Annotated in this window: 16 protein-coding genes, 1 pseudogene and 1 riboswitch; of the genes and pseudogenes, 13 read left to right on the top strand and 4 right to left on the bottom strand. The window is 69.7% G+C overall.

The window, feature by feature from the left end:
- The first annotated feature begins 18 nt into the window (after nucleotides 1-18).
- The 4 genes from OG947_RS05485 to OG947_RS05500 all read left to right on the top strand — a co-directional run bounded on the left by OG947_RS05485 (nucleotide 19) and on the right by OG947_RS05500 (nucleotide 3,631).
- The gene (locus OG947_RS05485; RefSeq protein ID WP_056446841.1) at nucleotides 19-852 is read left to right on the top strand and encodes a glutaminyl-peptide cyclotransferase; all 834 of its coding nucleotides are present in this window, start codon (nucleotides 19-21) and stop codon (nucleotides 850-852) included.
- A 69-nt stretch (nucleotides 853-921) separates the two neighbouring features.
- Nucleotides 922-2,601: an MFS transporter gene (locus OG947_RS05490; protein ID WP_285187861.1), complete on the top strand. Its 1,680-nt coding sequence runs from the start codon at nucleotides 922-924 to the stop codon at nucleotides 2,599-2,601.
- A complete protein-coding gene (locus tag OG947_RS05495; protein WP_222627788.1) occupies nucleotides 2,598-3,107 on the top strand; it encodes a DUF2771 domain-containing protein in 510 nt (169 codons plus the stop codon). The genes OG947_RS05490 and OG947_RS05495 overlap by 4 nt, the downstream gene beginning before the upstream one ends.
- 41 nt (nucleotides 3,108-3,148) lie before the next feature.
- Nucleotides 3,149-3,631, top strand: a complete 483-nt coding sequence (locus OG947_RS05500) for a hypothetical protein (protein WP_328813288.1) — start codon at nucleotides 3,149-3,151, stop codon at nucleotides 3,629-3,631.
- 9 nt (nucleotides 3,632-3,640) lie between these two features.
- Here the strand turns inward: OG947_RS05500 and OG947_RS05505 are convergent, their stop codons facing one another.
- Nucleotides 3,641-4,060 (bottom strand): cold-shock protein, encoded by a 420-nt coding sequence (locus OG947_RS05505; protein ID WP_027504234.1) that lies wholly within the window; start codon nucleotides 4,058-4,060, stop codon nucleotides 3,641-3,643.
- A gap of 280 nt (nucleotides 4,061-4,340) precedes the next feature.
- On the opposite strand from OG947_RS05505, the gene OG947_RS05510 reads away from it, so the two are divergent.
- From OG947_RS05510 to OG947_RS05525, 4 genes are all read left to right on the top strand, one after another.
- Nucleotides 4,341-4,559 carry a hypothetical protein gene (locus tag OG947_RS05510; protein WP_027504235.1) on the top strand — a complete coding sequence of 73 codons (219 nt, stop codon included), beginning with the start codon at nucleotides 4,341-4,343 and terminating at the stop codon, nucleotides 4,557-4,559.
- A 27-nt stretch (nucleotides 4,560-4,586) separates the two neighbouring features.
- Nucleotides 4,587-4,985, top strand: a complete 399-nt coding sequence (locus OG947_RS05515; protein WP_056446832.1) for a YccF domain-containing protein — start codon at nucleotides 4,587-4,589, stop codon at nucleotides 4,983-4,985.
- 89 nt (nucleotides 4,986-5,074) lie between these two features.
- On the top strand, nucleotides 5,075-6,361 hold the full coding sequence (locus tag OG947_RS05520; protein ID WP_328813289.1) for a glycosyltransferase 87 family protein: 1,287 nt from the start codon (nucleotides 5,075-5,077) through the stop codon (nucleotides 6,359-6,361).
- Nucleotides 6,362-6,527: 166 nt separating this feature from the next.
- A riboswitch (cyclic di-AMP (ydaO/yuaA leader) is annotated at nucleotides 6,528-6,734 on the top strand.
- 8 nt (nucleotides 6,735-6,742) lie between these two features.
- The gene (locus OG947_RS05525; RefSeq protein ID WP_027504237.1) at nucleotides 6,743-7,330 is read left to right on the top strand and encodes a transglycosylase family protein; all 588 of its coding nucleotides are present in this window, start codon (nucleotides 6,743-6,745) and stop codon (nucleotides 7,328-7,330) included.
- A 58-nt stretch (nucleotides 7,331-7,388) separates the two neighbouring features.
- Here the strand turns inward: OG947_RS05525 and OG947_RS05530 are convergent, their stop codons facing one another.
- Nucleotides 7,389-7,580: a hypothetical protein gene (locus OG947_RS05530; RefSeq protein ID WP_027504238.1), complete on the bottom strand. Its 192-nt coding sequence runs from the start codon at nucleotides 7,578-7,580 to the stop codon at nucleotides 7,389-7,391.
- A 72-nt stretch (nucleotides 7,581-7,652) separates the two neighbouring features.
- Here OG947_RS05530 and OG947_RS05535 point away from each other — a divergent pair, with 72 nt between their 5' ends.
- From OG947_RS05535 to OG947_RS05555, 5 genes are all read left to right on the top strand, one after another.
- The gene (locus OG947_RS05535) at nucleotides 7,653-9,938 is read left to right on the top strand and encodes a helicase-associated domain-containing protein (protein ID WP_328813290.1); all 2,286 of its coding nucleotides are present in this window, start codon (nucleotides 7,653-7,655) and stop codon (nucleotides 9,936-9,938) included.
- 76 nt (nucleotides 9,939-10,014) lie between these two features.
- Nucleotides 10,015-11,670 (top strand): DNA repair helicase XPB, encoded by a 1,656-nt coding sequence (locus tag OG947_RS05540; protein ID WP_222627798.1) that lies wholly within the window; start codon nucleotides 10,015-10,017, stop codon nucleotides 11,668-11,670.
- A 1-nt stretch (nucleotide 11,671) separates the two neighbouring features.
- A complete protein-coding gene (locus OG947_RS05545; protein ID WP_222627800.1) occupies nucleotides 11,672-12,355 on the top strand; it encodes a DUF3239 domain-containing protein in 684 nt (227 codons plus the stop codon).
- 41 nt (nucleotides 12,356-12,396) lie between these two features.
- Nucleotides 12,397-13,614, top strand: coding sequence for a pyridoxal phosphate-dependent aminotransferase (locus tag OG947_RS05550; RefSeq protein WP_328813291.1), 1,218 nt, complete (start codon nucleotides 12,397-12,399; stop codon nucleotides 13,612-13,614).
- Nucleotides 13,611-14,660, top strand: coding sequence for an AraC family transcriptional regulator (locus OG947_RS05555; protein ID WP_056446817.1), 1,050 nt, complete (start codon nucleotides 13,611-13,613; stop codon nucleotides 14,658-14,660). The genes OG947_RS05550 and OG947_RS05555 overlap by 4 nt, the downstream gene beginning before the upstream one ends.
- On the opposite strand, the pseudogene OG947_RS05560 reads toward OG947_RS05555, so the two are convergent.
- A pseudogene (locus tag OG947_RS05560) lies at nucleotides 14,649-16,237 on the bottom strand (GMC family oxidoreductase). The gene OG947_RS05555 and the pseudogene OG947_RS05560 sit on opposite strands and share 12 nt — an antisense overlap.
- A 1-nt stretch (nucleotide 16,238) precedes the next feature.
- Entirely contained in the window at nucleotides 16,239-17,975 is a 1,737-nt protein-coding gene (locus OG947_RS05565; RefSeq protein WP_328813292.1) for an aldehyde dehydrogenase family protein, read from the bottom strand.
- Between the last annotated feature and the right edge of the window lie 70 nt (nucleotides 17,976-18,045).

The raw sequence follows: 18,045 nt of genomic DNA on the forward strand, positions 1-18,045 counted from the left end.
GCCTGACAGGATGGCCGTATGCGTTCGGGTCTCTTGCGTTCAGGTTCGGGAGTCGGCCGCGCGATCGGGTCCGGAACCGTCGCCGCCGCGGTGGTGCTCGGTGGATGCGCGCCGGACCCCGCACCGCCGGCCGCGGACGTGCCCCGCTTCGGCGTCGAGATCGTCGGCACGTCGCCGCACGACACCGACGCCTTCACCCAGGGTCTCGAGATCGACGGTGACCGATTGCTCGAGGGGACGGGCCGCGAGGGCCGCTCCCGCGTCACGGCGTCCGATCGGGAGACCGGCGACGTGCTCGCGGAGGTGGACCTTCCCGCACCGCTGTTCGGCGAGGGCCTCACTGTCGCCGGCGACACGGTGTGGCAGCTGACCTGGCAGGACGGGATCGCGGTGGCCCGAGATCGCGAGACCCTGCTGGAGCGGCGACGCGTCGACTACGACGGCGAGGGCTGGGGTCTGTGCCTCGACGAGTCGAGTGCGGGATCGAGCGGCCGCCTCGTGATGAGCGACGGCACCGACACCCTCACCTTCCGAGATCCGGTCACCTTCGAGCCCACCGGCAGCGTGCGCGTGACTCGGGGCGAGCGGCCGGTGACGTCGATCAACGAGCTGGAGTGCACCGCGGACGGGATCTACGCCAACATCTGGAAGACCGACGACATCGTGCGGATCGATCCGTCGACCGGCGCCGTCACGGCGATCGTCGACGCCTCGCCGTTGCGTGCCGCACTCGAGGACACGTCCGGAATCGACGTCCTCAACGGCATCGCGGCCGTCCCCGGCACGTCCCGCTTCCTCGTGACCGGCAAATTGTGGCCCACTCTGTTCGAGGTCGAGTTCCGACCACGGTGACCGAGGGACGCCGCCCCCGCCGAGCGAGTCGCCCACACTCCCCGACCCGAGGTGGGGGACAATGACGGGGTGACAGGTCCCGACGATCCGCGCCCCGGTTCGCGACATCCGGGATGGGACAACTACTCGCCGTCCGAGCGACTCCCACCCCGTCGATCGCCGCTGCCTCCGCTGCATCCACCGACGGCCGGACCGGGCGAGACGATCCCGGGCGACCCGACCACGGCGCCCGACCCGACGACACGCATGCCGAACCAGGACACCGGTCCCCGCCGTCCCCGCGTACCGCGCAAACTGACGGTCACCCGCGTCGCGGCGATGCGTGGTCGTGAGATCACGGGCAAGGGCATCGCGACGTTCCGACGCGCCGCCACCGCCGACGGAGCCGACAAGTCCGGTCTCACGGCGCTCACCTACGCGACGATGGCCAACTTCGCCTCGGACGCGGCGATGGCGGTGGCGCTGGCCAACACGCTGTTCTTCTCCGCCGCGACGGGCGAGGACAAGACCAAGGTCGCCCTGTATCTGCTCATCACCATCGCCCCGTTCGCGATCATCGCGCCCCTGATCGGCCCCATGCTCGACCGCCTGCAGCAGGGTCGCCGCATCGCGCTGGCCACCTCGTTCGTCCTGCGTGCCGTCCTCGCCGTGGTGCTGGTCTTCAATTTCGACACCTGGCTCCTCTATCCCGCCGCGCTCGGGATGATGGTGCTGAGCAAGTCGTTCTCGGTGCTCAAGTCAGCCGTCACCCCTCGGGTGCTGCCACCGGACATCGACCTCGTCCGGGTGAACTCCCGCCTGACCGTGTTCGGGTTGCTGGGCGGCACCATCTCGGCGGGAGCGGTCGCGGGTGCCATCGCGTTCGCACTGGGTTCCGCCGGGGCACTGTGGTTCACGTTCGCCGTGACGGTGTTCGGCGCGTATCTCTCCATGCGCATCCCGTCCTGGGTGGAGGTCACCGAGGGTGAGGTGCCCGCGACGCTCGGGTACCACGCCGAGGCGACCACCGGCGCGATCGGCATCGTCCCGGCGCCCAGCAAACGCCGGCAGCCCCTCGGCCGCGACGTCCTCACCGGACTGTGGGGCAACGGCACCATCCGCGTGCTCACCGGCTTCCTCACGCTGTACGTCGCGTTCGTGGCGAAGTCCCGCACCGAGCACGAGCCACTCCAGCAGGCACTCATGTTGGCGTTGGTGGGCGCGGCGGCCGGACTCGGCAACTTCGGCGGCAACGCCGCCGGCGCCCGGGTCAAGCTCGGTCGCCCGTCGGTGCTGGTGGTGCGCTGCACCGCGGCCGTCACTGCGGTCGCGATCGTCGCGGCTCTGACGAACAGCCTGCTGACTGCCGCGCTCGCGGCTCTCGTCGCGTCGGGCGCGAGCGCGCTGGCGAAGGTGTCGCTCGACGCGTCGTTGCAGAACGACCTGCCTCCCGAGTCGATCGCGTCCGGCTTCGGGCGCAGCGAGACGGTGCTGCAGCTGAGCTGGGTCATCGGCGGCACGTTCGGCGTGCTGCTCCCCACCGAGTACTGGCTGGGTTTCACCGTGGTGTCGGTGGTCCTTACGATCGGCCTGGTGCAGACATTCGTGACCCACCGGGGCGGCTCGCTGCTTCCCGGCTTCGGCGGCAAGAGACCGGTACGAGCGGACCAGGAGGTGGCGGGCAGCGAACTGCGCCACGCCACCGGCCGAATCCCCCGAGTGGATCAGGACGCGGGCCGCGCACCCGCGGGCGAGGACGCTCCCCGATGACGACACGCAAGATCCTGTATGGACTGTCCGCACTGGTCGCCGTCGTCGGCGTCGCCTTCGTGCTGGTGGTCGGCAAGGCGATCCTCGACGCCCCCGAGGAGTCCCCGCGGGTGTCCGCGTACGCCGACGGCCGGTACGAGGAAGTGGAACCGTTCCGGTACTGCCCGGTGCAGGAGCCGCTCTGCGACTACGAGGGCACGACCGCGACGATGCCTGTGCGCGAGGGCCATCCGCTGCAGTTGTCCCTGCCGGGCGCCATCTCGGAGAACCCGTGGGGCTTCGCCAGCGTCTACGGAGACCCGGACTCCGGCGACGTCGTGGAAGCAGACGAGTACTTCGCCCCCGGGACTCGGAACACGCTCACCGTGCCGCCGGTGAACGAGGACGGACTCGTGCTCATCGGCGTCGAGGTGCGCCTGCCGTCCGGTGTCATCGACGTCGACACCGACCAGGAGGAGATCGTCAGCCACGCCATCTGGTCGATCGCCACCACGGAAGCGGACTGACACCCTGTCGACGTCACCGTCCCGGCGCGCGAAAGGAAGTCATGGACGAGAACTCCTTGACCGAGATCGGCATGAAGGCCAGGGACGCCCGACTGAGACCGATCATCGCCACGACGGTGAGTGTGACGATGGTGGTCTTCTTCGTCGTGACCCGCGCATGGACCTGGACGCCACCGTGGGTGACCCCGTTCTCCCTGGCGGTGATCGGTGTCGTGCTCTGGCAAGGATGGCGGAGCCCCTTCGAACGCACGGTGGTCTACCGGGATCGGCTCGAGACGCGCCGCCGAAGCGGGGTGGTGTCCGTGATCGCCCGCGACGCGATCGACACCTTTCGACTCCGTCAGGGCGGTGAGGGAGACCCGCTCGTCCTGGTGGTCGACGTCGACGGCCGCACGACGACACTCCTGGGAACCGACAACATCGGCCGCGCACGATGGATCGACAACTTCCGGCCGGGCCATCGGCACACGGACGCCCTCGTCACCCAGTTCGAGCACTGGCGCACGCACGGCCGCTGGGAGTGACCGCCCGGGTCAGCTGTCCAGTTCGCGGGCGACGGCCCGGACCACCTCGGAGATCTTCTGGGCGGTCTTACGGTCGGGGTACTTGCCCTTGCGCAACTCTGGCTGCACGGTGGCCTCCAGAAGCGTGATCATGTCCTCGACCATGCCGTGCAACTCGTCGGGCGTGTGCTTGCGAGCGGTCGGCTGATCGCGGCGGGCGGCGGCACCCGCCTGACGCAGTGAGGGCGCCGGGTCGAGAACCTTCAGCGACAACGCCTGGGGTCCGCGGCGCCCGGCGGCCATGCCGAACTCGACGCGCTGGCCGGCCTTCAGGCCCTCGACTCCCTGCGGGAGCGCGGACGACCGGACGTACACGTCCTCACCCTCGTCCTGCGAGAGGAAGCCGAAACCCTTGTCGACGTCGTACCACTTCACCTTGCCGGTCGGCACCGATCTCACCCATTCGTCTCGTTGATCGCGTCACATGAATAATCGCGCCCGTTGCCGCCGCCCATGACGGGCCCTGGCGCTCGGGACGCGATGAGTCGATGGTACTCCGCTGCGCGAACGACGAGCACCTCGATATCGCGGGGCAGGCGCCGGGAAGGCCGGAGGCCGGTCGGGTCGTCAGGCCGGGTAGGCCGGAGGCCGGTCGGGTCGTCAGGCCGGGAAGGCCGGAGGCCGGTCGGGGCATCAGGGCGGGAAGGCCGGAGAGATAGTGTGCTCTCTCGTGACCGACTCCCCCCGTACCGGAACCCCGGCGCTCCTGGTCGCCGCCCTCGTCTGTTTCGGGCTGGGCCTGCTGGCGATCGTCGTCATGTTCGTGACGCTGCTCGTCTGGGACGATCCGCCCGGACTGTGGATCTATCTCTCGGCGATGCTGTGCCCGCTGGGGTTCCTGCTCGGTCTGATCCACGCGCTGCGGTCGGGCCGCCGAGCCCGGCGCTGACACGGCGGAACCGGGCATACTGGTCGCATGCGCCTGCTGCTGAACGTCATCTGGTTGATCTTCGGCGGCCTGTGGCTCGCTCTCGGCTACTTCGTGGCCGGCATCGTCTGCTGCATTCTCATCGTCACCATCCCGTTCGGCATCGCGGCGTTCCGCATCGGGGTGTACGCCCTGTGGCCCTTCGGCCGGACCGTGGTGGACAAGCCCACGGCGGGCGTCGCCTCGGTGATCGGCAACGTGATCTGGATCGTCGTGGCAGGAATCTGGCTGGCCATCGGGCACATCCTCACCGCGATCGCCATGGCGATCACCATCATCGGGATCCCGCTGGCGTTGGCGAACCTCAAGCTGATCCCGGTGTCGCTCATGCCGCTGGGCAAGGACATCGTCGACTCGGACGCACCGTTCGTGGCCACGCGCTACTGACGTCGGGGCGCGCACTCAACAGAACGAACGGTTCCTTCTCGGCGTGGCCCGAGGGGTGATACACGTCGGATCGGTCTACCATCCTGTGCGTGATACTGAAGAAATCCGATGACCGCACCTTCGGATCACACAGGATCTTCGTCGCCCTCACCGTGATCGGTGCCGCCGTGGCGCTCGTCGCGCACGATCGGCTCATCCCGTTCGACGTCCCCAAGTTCGGGTTGTTCCGGTTCGGCATCGACGCTCTCGTGTACCGCGCCGGCGGAGCGACGGTGCTCGACTCGTCCCCGCTGTACGCCCACGATCTGGTCGGCGAACTCCCCTTCACGTATCCCCCGTTCGCCGCGCTGGTGTTCGCACCTCTCGGGGCGATGTCCACCGCGACGACCAACATCGTCTTCTGGCTCGGGAACATCGCGCTGCTCTATCTGATCGTCCGATCCTGCTGGATGGTCCTCGGCTTCCGCGACGACCGCAGTCTCCGCATCGTCAGCGCCGCACTGTCCATCGTCTTCACGTGGCTCGAACCGGTGCGCATGACCATCTGGCTCGGTCAGATCAATCTCGTTCTCCTGGCGCTGGTGCTGTGGGACCTGTCGCGGCCCGAGGGCAGCCGGCTCCGCGGCATCGGGGTCGGCATCGCCACCGGCATCAAGATGACTCCCGGACTGTTCCTCGTCCACCTCGCGCTGACACGGCAGTGGCGGGCACTGGTCGTCGGCGTCGTCACCGCCGCGGCGACCGTGGTGCTCGGCTTCGTCGTGCTCTTCTCCGACGCGGTCACCTACTGGTTCGGCGCCATCTCCGACTCGTCCCGCATCGGCGACATCTCGTCCGGCGCGAACCAGTCGCTGCGCGCGTCGATACCGAGGTGGTTCGGCATGACCGAGGCGCCGACGCTGCTCTGGATCGTCATCGCCGGAGCCGTCTGCGTGGCCGGCCTTCTCGTGGGCGCCGCGGCGCACCGCCGGGGGTTGCCGCTCCTCGGCCTGATCGTCATCGGCCTGACGGCGCCTCTGGTGTCTCCGTTCTCCTGGGGTCACCACTGGGTGTGGCTCCTGCCGCTGGTCATCGTCTGCATGGACGTCGCACTGCGTGCCTCGAACCCGCTCGCCTGGCTCCTGCCGCTCGTCGCGAGCCTGCCGCAGATCGCCTGGTTCTGGGTGGCGCCCGGTGACGTCTACGCGATCGGCACCTTCATGCTCCCGCCGTCGAACCGACTCGAGGGTGTGGCGCTGCAGACCGTCTACCCGACCACGGGTGTCCTGGTGCTCGTCGTCGTGGCCGTGATCCTGCGCACATGTGACGTCGGACACATAACGAAGCGGTCACGAACGGGTGACGAGACGGTGGTCAGCACGCCTTCGCCGTCCTAGCTGCGACGACCCGTTCGAACACCTCACAACGGCGGCGCGACGCGCGCACCAGGGGAAGTTATCGAACAGTGACATGTGTGCCCGTTTCGTAATACTGTCCATCACGGCCGGAAGTTCGGCCGACGTCCGGCCCGCCGCGCCAAACCTCGTCCCGCGGGTACCGGACATCCCTCACAGACATGATCAGGGACGAGGGCGGGGGACCCACACGTCCTTCGTAGATATCCGGCCGGCTCTCGCGGCGCCCCACCGGGCACCGAGCAGTCGACCTAGGGGTGAAGCCTCTCCGCTCCAGCCAGGAGCGCACCGAGGCCGGGCTACCTCTCAGCCCGAATCCGACAGCTGACCTCGCAGGCGCGTGTGGAGAGGATTTCTACCCTTATGAGCGGACGTCATCGCAAGCCGAGCACCACGGGCAAGACCGTCGCCAAGGTCGCCGTCACCGGCGCACTGGTCGGCACCGCAGGTCTCGCATTCAGCGGCACGGCCAACGCAGCCCCCGATTCCGACTGGGACCGTCTCTCGCAGTGCGAGGCCGGCGGCAACTGGGGCATCAACACCGGTAACGGTTTCCAGGGCGGCCTGCAGTTCTCGCCGAGCACCTGGACCGGACACGGCGGCGGAGAGTTCGCGGCCACCGCGAACCAGGCCAGCCGTGAAGAGCAGATCGTCGTCGCCGAGCGCGTGCTCGAGTCGCAGGGCTGGGGCGCCTGGCCGTCCTGCTCCTCGCAGCTCGGACTGAGCAGCGGCCCGACGCAGCGCGACGCACCGGCGACCACGGCGCCCACCGCACCGGCACTCCCCGATCTGACGAGCATCCCGTCGACCGAGCAGGCCGTGCAGGGACTCACCCAGGTCGTCCAGAACTTCACCAACGATCCGGCGATCCTGGGCTTCGTCCAGGCCGCCACCGCGGATCCGCAGGTGGCGAGCTTCATCGCAGCGAACCAGGATCTCCTGCCCCGCTGACCCACTCCACGAGAAAGGCCCCCACCGACTGGTGGGGGCCTTTCTCGTGTCTCGCGCGTCAGCGGTTGATGACCGTGTGGGGATGCGCGTAGGGCAGCGAGTCCACCGGCAGCGGGAACTCCGTCTCCTCACCGAACGGGGACAGGTTTCCGGCGCGCGCCGACATCAGTTCGGTGACGGGATGATCGTCGTCGTCCGCACTGTGCGGCCAGCCCGGGTCGACATATCGCTTCTTCTCTGAGTTCGCCATGGTTCATTTCACCATTCGGAGTAGCGCCTCTGCCAGTCCAGGTCCCTGGACCGGTCTCTACGCTTGACCTCGATGACCGACAACGAGGGCACGCCGGCGGACACACTCACCGAGTGGTTGTCCGCGCGCAGCGGCGACGAACTGGCCGAACTGCTGCGGCTCCGCCCCGATCTGACCATCCCGCCGCCGCCCACACTCGAGGTTCTGGCGGGCCGGTCCGAGCAACGTGCCTCGGTACTGCGCGCGGCCGAGGACCTGGACACCACGTGCCTGACCGTCGTGGAGCTGCTCGCGCACGAGGGCGCCGACACCGCCCCGGTCGCCCGCGCCCGACTCGACGAGATCGTCGGCCGCCGAGCGACGAAGAAGGCGGTCGACGCGGCTCTGTCGGTGTTGCGTGCGCGTGCGCTGGTGCGCGGCACGACGTCGCTCACCCTGGTCGCGGCCGCACGCGACGCCGTGCCGTGGCGGGTCGGACGGTTCTTCGACGTCGACGCCTCGCTCACCGCCGAGGTGGTCGGTGCGAAGCTCGCGGAGATCGACGACCGCAGCCGTGAGCTGCTCACCACGCTGACCCGCTCGTCGTCGATCGGCCGGACGCGCGACGCTGCACCCGGTACGCCCGCGGATCGGCCCGTCCAGCGCCTGCTCGCCGCCGGGCTGCTCACCTGGCTCGACGACAACACGGTCGAACTGCCGCCGCAGGTCTCGCAGGTACTCCGCGGCGAGCCCGTCACCGATCCGGTGTCGCTGGCCCCACCGGCGGCGTCGACCACCGCTGTCGGGGTGGCGGACGTCGACGCGGCCGCCGCCGGGGAGGCCCTCGAGCTGCTGCGGCACTGCGAGGACATCGTCGACTCGCTCTCCCGCACACCCGCGCCCGCACTCAAGGCGGGGGGACTCGGCGTCCGGGAGATCCGACGCATCGCAAAGGCAGCCGATCTCGACGAGGCGCGGGTCGGCCTGCTGGTCGAGGTCCTGGCGGGCGCCGGACTCATCGCGGTGGGGCTGCCCGATCCGGGACCGCTCACCGACATCGACGACATGTGGACGCCCACCCCCGCGGTCGACGCGTGGGTCACCGCATCGCCGGCACAGCGCTGGGCCACCCTGGCCGGAGCCTGGCTGGATCTGCCCAGGGTGCCGTGGTTGATCGGCATGCGCGACGCCAACGACAAGCCGATCGCCGCACTGTCCGACGAGGCCCGCTCGGCCGCCGCGCCCCGAGACCGGCGGATCGTGCTGGGCGTGATCGCCGATCTTGCCTCGGGAAAGGCCCTCGCCACCGAGGACGTCGTCCGCATCGCCACCTGGCGCAGGCCACGCCTCGCCGCTCGCCTGGGCGTCGGCCCGGTCTCCCGCTACCTGGCCGAGGCCGGCGCTCTCGGGGTCGTCGGCCGCGGAGCACTGTCCACCCCCGGACGCGCACTGATCGGTGATCCGTCCTCGGCCGCGGCGGCGATGCACCGCGTCCTGCCCGACCCCATCGACCACGTTCTGGTCCAGGCCGACCTGACCGTCGTCGCCCCCGGGCCGTTGACTCCCGAGCTCGCGCAGCGGATGGCGACGGTCGCGGACATCGAGTCGGCGGGCGCCGCGACGATGTACCGCATCGACGAGCGGACGCTGCGACGTGCTCTGGACGGCGGCACCACCGCCGCGGAGCTCCATGCCCTCTTCGCCACCCACTCTCGGACGCCCGTCCCGCAGTCGCTGACCTACCTCATCGACGACGTCGCCCGGCGCCACGGACGCCTGCGTGCCGGGATGGCGTCGTCCTTCGTCCGCTGCGAGGACCCCGCACTGCTCGCGGAGGTGCTCTCCTCCCCCGCCGCCGAGGCCCTCGCGTTGCGGGCACTGGCCCCGACCGTCGCGATCTCGCAGGCGCCGCTGGCCGACGTGCTGGCCGGGCTGCGCGCCGCCGGGTTCGCACCCGCGGGCGAGGACTCCTCCGGCACCATCGTCGACGTCCGCGATCGCGGTGCGCGCGTCGTCCCCCGTCGCGGTCGCTCGCCCTACCGCACGCCCGCCGTCCCCACGGACGAGCAACTGGGGCGCCTCGTCTCGGAGATGCGGGCCGGCACCCGAGCCGGAGAGGTGCGCCGGACCGAGCGTGAACGGGTGCGGTCCGACGGCACCCGTGCGTCCGGCGCCGCGACGATCGCGCTTCTCCAGCGCGCCGCGTTGTCCCGCTCACCGATCAGCATCGGTTACGTGGACGCTGCCGGTGTCTCGAGCAACCGTGTCGTCGAACCGGTGACCGTCGGCGGCGGCCAACTCGACGCGTGGGACCCCGACGCCGGTGTCATGCGTCACTTCACGTTGCACCGCATCACGTCGGTGGCCCTGCTCGCCTGAACCGCCGCGCCGGTGCAAGGCACAATGGACTGGTTGCGCCCCGGTTCGTCCATGCGGGGCGCGTGAAGGAGAGACCGTGACCGACGGACCGTTGATCGTCCAGTCCGACAAGACCCTGTTGCTCGAGGTCGACCACGAGCTCGCCGGGCAGGCCCGCTCGGCCATCGCTCCGTTCGCCGAGCTGGAACGCGCACCCGAGCACGTCCACACCTACCGCATCACCCCGCTCGCGCTGTGGAACGCGCGCGCCGCGGGCCACGATGCCGAGCAGGTGGTCGACGCCCTCGTGACCTTCTCCCGCTACGCGGTTCCGCAGCCCCTGCTCGTCGACATCGTCGACACCATGGCCCGCTACGGCCGGCTCCAGCTGGTCAAATCGCCCGTGCACGGGCTGTCCCTGGTGAGCCTCGACCGCGCCGTGCTCACCGAGATCATGCGGCACAAGAAGATCGCCCCGATGCTCGGCGCACAGGTCGACGACGACACCGTGCTCGTCCACCCCAGTGAGCGCGGGCGCCTCAAGCAGATGCTCCTCAAGGTCGGCTGGCCGGCCGAGGATCTGGCCGGATACGTCGACGGCGAGGCGCATCCCATCGATCTGGACTTCTCCGGTGGCCACTGGGAGCTACGCGACTACCAGCAGATGGCGACCGACTCGTTCTGGGCCGGTGGATCCGGTGTGGTCGTCCTCCCCTGTGGTGCCGGCAAGACGATGGTGGGCGCCGCGGCCATGGCCAAGGCCCGCGCGACCACCCTGATCCTCGTCACCAACACCGTCGCCGGTCGGCAGTGGAAGCGCGAGCTCATCGCCCGCACCTCCCTGACCGAGGAGGAGATCGGCGAGTACTCCGGCGAGCGCAAGGAGATCCGCCCGGTCACCATCGCGACCTACCAGGTGATCACGCGCCGCACCAAGGGTGAGTACAAGCACCTCGAGCTCTTCGACTCCCGCGACTGGGGTCTGGTGATCTACGACGAGGTGCACCTCCTCCCCGCTCCCGTGTTCCGCATGACAGCCGACCTGCAGTCGCGACGCCGACTCGGACTCACCGCGACGCTGGTGCGCGAGGACGGCCGCGAGGGCGACGTGTTCTCGCTCATCGGCCCCAAGCGTTACGACGCACCGTGGAAGGACATCGAGGCACAGGGCTGGATCGCGCCGGCCGAGTGCATCGAGGTGCGCGTCACTCTGACCGACGCGGAACGCATGTCGTACGCCGTGGCGGAGCCGGAGGAGCGTTACAAGCTGTGCTCCACGGCGCACACGAAGATCGCCGTGGTGAAGTCGATCCTGGCGCGGCACGAGGACTCACCGACGCTCGTCATCGGCGCGTACCTCGACCAGCTCGACGAGCTGGGTGCGGCCCTGGACGCCCCCGTGATCCAGGGCTCGACCAAGAACAAGGAGCGCGAACTGCTCTTCGACGCGTTCCGCCGCGGCGAGATCAAGACCCTCGTGGTGAGCAAGGTCGCCAACTTCTCCATCGACCTCCCCGAAGCCTCGGTGGCAGTGCAGGTCTCGGGCACCTTCGGATCCCGGCAGGAGGAGGCCCAGCGACTGGGCCGATTGCTGCGCCCCAAGCACGACGGTGGGCAGGCGCACTTCTACTCGGTCGTCTCGCGCGACACCCTCGACGCGGAGTACGCGGCTCACCGCCAGCGCTTCCTCGCCGAGCAGGGCTACGCGTATCGCATCACCGACGCCGACGACCTCCTGGGACCGGCGATCTGACGTGCGCACCTTCGACTTCCCCGTGGACCGCGCGCACGCCCGGTCGGTGAACGAGACCCTCGGCGACGTGCGGCGGTTGCGCATCTCGTCCGTCGTCTTCGCCGTGCTCCTCGCGGGCGGCGCGGCCTGGCTGTACGTCCTCGACCACGCGTGGTCCTACATCCTGTGTGCGGTGCTGGCCGTGGCCGCCCTGATGTCGCTGTGGGTGTCCGTGTGGGCGCCCCGCAAGGTCGGGTCCATCGACGAGCTGTACGCCTCGAGCGCGTTGGTGCCGGCCATGGTGTCGGAGACGCGACCGCGTGGAGCCACGATCCTCGCGCTGATCGACATCGCCAAGCCGGAGACCACCGTCCCGCACTACGCACTCGTCGTCCGGAACGTGCGGGCGCTGCCGGGACACACGATGACCGAGGGCGAGCGCGTCCCCGCCGTGGCCGTGCTGTCCGACCGGAGCGCCAAATCCATCTCGGAAACGTGGCAGATGGTCAGCCCCATGCCCATCGCCTGGGGTACGAGGGACAGGACAGTGCTGCGGACGGCCATCGAGGCCATCGATCCGGTCGAGTGGAAGCTGCTGCGCAAGAACCTGTCCGTGTCGGAGACCGTGCGGCAGGCCGAGAACGATCAGCTCCTCATCGACCCCCACGACCTGCCCGAGGAACTGCTGCAGAAGCGCGCGGACTGACGCGTCGAGGGACTCGTGACTCGAACGCTAGGCTCCCCCTCATGGCTGTGACGTCGAACGACCGCGCATCGAGTCCGGCCGGCCTCCGGCCTTCCCGCACCGTCGCCCGGCTGCGCCCCTTCGCGTCCACCATCTTCGCGGAGATGACCGCGCTGGCGGCCACGCACGACGCCGTCAATCTCGGACAGGGTTTCCCGGACACCGACGGCCCCGCGCGCATGCTGGAGGTGGCGCGCGAGGCCATCGCGTCCGGCCTCAACCAGTACCCGCCCGGGCCGGGCATGGCGGTGTTGCGCGACGCCGTCGCTCGGGACCGGGTCGGCCGCTACGGCACCGAGTACGACCCGGACTCGGAGATCCTGGTCACCGTCGGGGCCACCGAAGCGATCAGCGCTGCGATGCTCGGCCTCGTCGAGAGCGGTGACGAGGTGCTGCTCGTCGAGCCGTACTACGACTCCTACGCGGCCGCCGTCGCGCTCGCGGGTGCGCAGCGGCGCACCGTCCCCCTCGTCGTCGACGGCGATCGGTTCGCCCTCGACGTCGATGCCCTGCGCTCCGCCGTCGGCCCGCGTACCCGCATGATCGTCGTCAACTCCCCGCACAATCCCACCGGAACCGTGTTCACCGCATCGGAGCTGGCCGCGATCGCCGAGGTCGCGTGCGAGCACGACCTCCTGGTCCTCACCGACGAGGTCTACGAGCGACTGGTGTTCGACGACGCCGTCCACACCCCCATCGCCACACTCCCCGGCATGGCCGAGCGCACCATCACGGTGTCGAGCGCGGCGAAGACGTTCAACGCCACCGGGTGGAAGACGGGGTGGGCCTGCGGACCCGCCGACCTCATCGCCGCGGTGAAGGCGGCCAAGCAGTTCATGACCTTCGTCGGCGGCGCCCCCTTCCAGCCGGCGGTGGCCCACGCCCTCGACCACGAGAGCGCCTGGGTGGACGCCCTGCGATCGGGACTGCAGGCCAAGCGGGACACGCTGTCCGCCGCGCTGTCGCATGCCGGGCTGGAAGTCAAGCGCAGTGAGGGCACGTACTTCGTCTGCGCCGACATCGCTCCACTGGGCGAGTCCGACGCCGACAGTTTCTGCCGTGCGTTGCCCGAACGCATCGGCGTCGTCGGCGTACCGGTGGACGCGTTCGTCGATCACCGCGAGGGCTGGGACACCCTGGTGCGCTTCGCCTTCTGCAAACAGGATCACGTGCTCGCCGACGCGGCGTCGCGATTGGCCCGATTGTCCGCCACCCCATGACGATCGACACTGCGGCGCCGCCGACCATCTCGGTGGAGTTCGTCCGCACGGCGGTGACCCTCGCGCGGGAGACGGGTGTGGACCTGTCCGCCTGCCTGCGCGAGGCCGACATCGACCCGCACGTCCTCACTCGACCCGGCGCCCGCCTCACCACCGACCAGGTCACGCGCCTCACTCGCGCGCTGTGGCAGATGACGGGCGACGAGCTGATGGGTCTCGGATCGGCTCCGGTGCGCCGCGGCACCTTTCGGGCACTCAGTCTGACGATGATCCATCGCCCCGATCTGGGGAGCGCGCTCGAACGGATGGTGGACGTCGGTCGCGCCTTTCCCGGCGTCCCGCGCGGTGTGCTGATGCGCGGCGGGGGACGCGCCCGGCTCGAACTCGTCGACTCCCCGACGATGATCGCCGATCAGCTCTCCCCGGAGGCGGCCGAAGCGGCGCAGCGCATCCGCATCGAGTTCCTGCTCATCCTCTGGCACCGCTTCTCGGCGTGGCTCATCGGGCGGCGCGTGAAACTGCTGTCCGTCCAGGTGCCCTTCCCCGAACCGCAGCATCCGTCGCCGCGGGTGTACGACGACATATTCGGGGTGCACGTGACGTTCGGATCCGACGTCGCGGCACTGGAATTCGACGACGCGATCATGGCGTCACCGCTCGTGCAGACGGAGGAGAGCCTCGAGGAGTACCTCCGCGAGTCGCCCAATCGCCTGTTCTCGGAGCGGGACTACGGCTCCAGCGCGGCGAGTGTGGTGCGGCGCGCCCTCGCACTGGGCGCGATGGGCCGCGCCTCGACCACCACCGACATCGCGACGATGTTGTCCATCAGCGTGCCGCACCTGCGCCGGTTGCTGCGCCAGGAGGGCACGTCACTGGGTCAGCTGCGCGACGAGGTGTTGCGCGACGCGGCGGTCGCCGGGCTCGAACGAGGCGAGACGGCCGAAGAGATCTCCTCGCGTCTCGGCTTCTCCGAACCCAGCGCCTTCCGCCGCGCCTTCAAACGGTGGACCGGGATGACGCCGGGGTCGTACCGCTCACACGCGTGAGGCGAGCACGAACTCCGACAGCTTCTCCCCGATGAGCACCGACGGTGCGTGGGTGTGGCCGCGGATGATCGTCGGCATCACGGACGCGTCGGCCACGCGCAGCCCCTCCACCCCGCGCACCCGCAGCTCCGGATCCACCACCGATGCCGCGTCCGAGCCCATCCGGGCGGTGCCCACCGGGTGGTAGAGGGTGTGGGACATGGTCTCCAGCGACTCGCTCAGCGCTTCGTCGAGTGCCTCGCTGTTGCGCAGTACCGGGCGCACCATCTCCCCCAGTCGCGATTTCAGAGGCTCCGTCTGCGCGATGTCGGCGCAGTAGCGTAGCCCGCTGAGCATCGCCGCACGGTCCACACCGCCCGGGTCGGACAGGTAGCGCGGATCCACGATCGCCTTGTCCAACGGTGCGGACGACCGCAACGAGATGCGTCCGCGGCTCTCCGGCTTGAGCAGGATCGACGCCAGGATGGCCGCATGCGAGTCCGCAGGGATGAGACCCTCGTCGAAGAAGGGCGCCGGCGCGAAGAGCAGTTCGATGTCCGGGAGGTCGAGCGAGTCGCGGCTGCGGACGAAGCCGTACGCCTCCGCGACGTTGGAGGTCAGCATGCCGCGTCGACGCGCGAGGTAGTTGATCAGCTCCGGAATCTTCTCCGCGGTGAACAGCGTGTCGGACTGCACCCCGTATCCGAGGGCGGACACCAGATGGTCCATGAGGTTCTCGCCCACCTCGGGGGCGGCGTGCACCACGTCGATGCCGTGCTCGGCGAGATGCTCCGGCGCACCGATCCCCGACAGCATCAACAACTGCGGGGTGTTGATGGCACCGCCGGACAGGATGACCTCCTTCGAGGCCCGAACCGTGTGCAGCGCACCGTCTTTCGAGTACTCGACACCCACTGCGCGGGTTCCTCGAAGAGCACGCGCGTGGCCTGCGCCTCCGTCACCACGGTGAGGTTGGGCCGTGACATGGCCGGCCGCAGGTACGCGTCGGCGCAGCTCCACCGGGCGCCGCGCTTCTGGTTGACCATCGTCTCGGTCATGCCCTTGGGCGTGGGGAGATTGGCGCGCTCCGTCGACAAGCCCAGTGCCGCGGCCGAGTCGAGGTACGCGCCGGTGATCGACCGGGGACTGCGCTGCTTCGACACGTGCAGCGGTCCGCCGCTGCCCTCGTCGGACTCGGTGGCACCCTCGATGTTCTCGATACGGCGGAAGGTGTCCACCACGCTGTCGAACGACCACCCGGGTCCCGCTGCCTCCGCCCAGTCGTCGTAGTCGGCTGCGAACCCGCGCACCCACATCATGGCGTTCATCGACGAGGAGCCGCCGAGCATGCGCCCACGGGGCCAGAAGATCCGTCGGCCGGCGAGTTCGGCCTGCGGCTCGGTGTCGTAGTCCCAGTCCAGTTCCGAACGGAAGAGCTTCGAGAACCCGGCGGGAATGTGGACGAACTTGTCCTTGTCCTCCGGGCCCGCCTCGAGGACGACGACGTCGGTGTTCGACGCGGCACTGAGCCGATTCGCGACGACGCATCCTGCGGATCCTGCGCCGACGACGACGTAGTCGGTGGAAGTCTCGGTCATGTCAACCTCTCAGAGCGGACGCGAAGATGGCGGGCAGGGCTTTCCAGGACGGAGCCGCGGCGAACGCGGTGAACCGCTTCGCGGTGGTGGCCGCGGTGCGGTTGGTGACGAACCACGGCGGCTTCGGCGACAGGGTGAACTCGCCCTTCAGGATCGAGCGCGGCGCGGGTCGGAAGGGCCCGCGGACGATGGTGCGCTCGGGTCGGTCGATGAGCAGTGCGTTGTGCACGACGCCGATTCCGCTCTGGACGTCGTCGAGCGTGTGGCCCGGGAACGCACCCCAGGTCGCCGCCGCCGTGAGGAAGCCGACGCCGGTCCACGCGTTGAGCGCGATGGTGCCGTAGCGCAGGTCCTCGAGCATCTCGTCGACGGCGGTGCCGAGCGACGACAGCGTGTCGGGATGCGCGATCACGTTGACGCCGAGCGTGCCGACGAACTCCTCGTTCGACATGCGGACGGCCTCGTCCACGAAACGTTGCCCGGTGTACGGGATCTCGATGACACCGAGCACCGGTGCGAAGTACTCGGTGGTGAGCAGAGCGCGGTAGCTGTCCGGATCGAGGTCGCTCACGAGGGTGCGGCCGCCGGACGGGCCGAGCGACTCCGCGCCCGGGTAGTCCGCTCGGGCACCGGCGACGCGGGTGGCGCTGCCGGGGTAGTACGGCTCGCGGTCCGGCGCCTCGTGGAGTGCCGTGCGCAGTGCCGCCAGGAACGCGTCGCGCTGCGGCCACTCGGAGGAGATCACCACGACCTGCGCGGCGACGCAGTTGTAGCCGCCGTTGTGCAGCCGCTGGGTCACCACGTGCTCGGCCTGGAACCGGATGTCCGCGTCGGACCACTCGCCCGGGATCACGATGACCGGCGAGACGCCGCCGAGTTCGCTCGAGATGGGCACGTCGAGCAACGGGGTGTTCGCCTTCCTCCGCTCGGCCCCCTCCTCGCCGGTGCCGAAGACGATGGCGTCGTGCGTGATCGAGCTGCCCGTCATGTGCACGTGCGCCACGGCGTCGTGGTGCACGAGGTACGAGCCGACGTCCGGGCCACCGGTGAGGATGCGCACCGCGCCCAGCTCGACCAAGGGAGCGAAGACGGCGCGGAGCACCTGCTCCATCGGATCCGTCACCGGGTTGAGCTTCAGCGCGACGACGCGGTTGTGCGCGACCAGTTCGTAGAGCGTGTCGAGCGGGGCGATGGACGTGATGTTGCCGGCGCCGAGCACCGCACCGATGCCCCCGGTCTCGGTAGGGTTCCGTTGCGCGAGTCCGGCGTCACGGCGCGCGGTGTCCGCGTCGACACCCGGTTCGAGCCACACCTCGGCGGAGAACCCGTTGAGCAGCAGCGTGTCGAAGATGTTCGACGGCAGCACCTGCACGGTGGTGCGCCCGCCCGGACCCGAGCCGATCCGGGCGTCCGCGAGCGGGCTCTTCCCGACGGCGAGCTGCCGCAGACTCTGCGCGAGCACGTGGCACGCGGTGACGACGGAGTACGGCCCGGAGAGCCATTCCTCGCCGAGGAGTGCGGAGGCCGCGGGCAGCTTCTTGAATCGAGCGGCCGCGTCGACCCACTCCTGCGCCTTCGACGCCGTGAGGGCCGCGACCCGGTCGAGAAGGTCCGCGCGGTCGCCGAGCGAGGCACGTGCCCATGCGGCCTCGCCCTGCGCGAGGTCGCGGAGAGCCGCGTCGACCTCGGGAAAGGCGGATGCGCCGGTGGTACTCGGGGTGAGTTCGCCTGTGGTCATACCGTTGATTGTGACCTGTACTACATCGGGTGGCCATAGGCGGACGTCGGCCGCTCACGCGCCCGGCTTG

Origin of the sequence: Rhodococcus sp. NBC_00297, from assembly GCF_036173065.1 — a bacterium.
Lineage (GTDB): Bacteria > Actinomycetota > Actinomycetes > Mycobacteriales > Mycobacteriaceae > Rhodococcoides.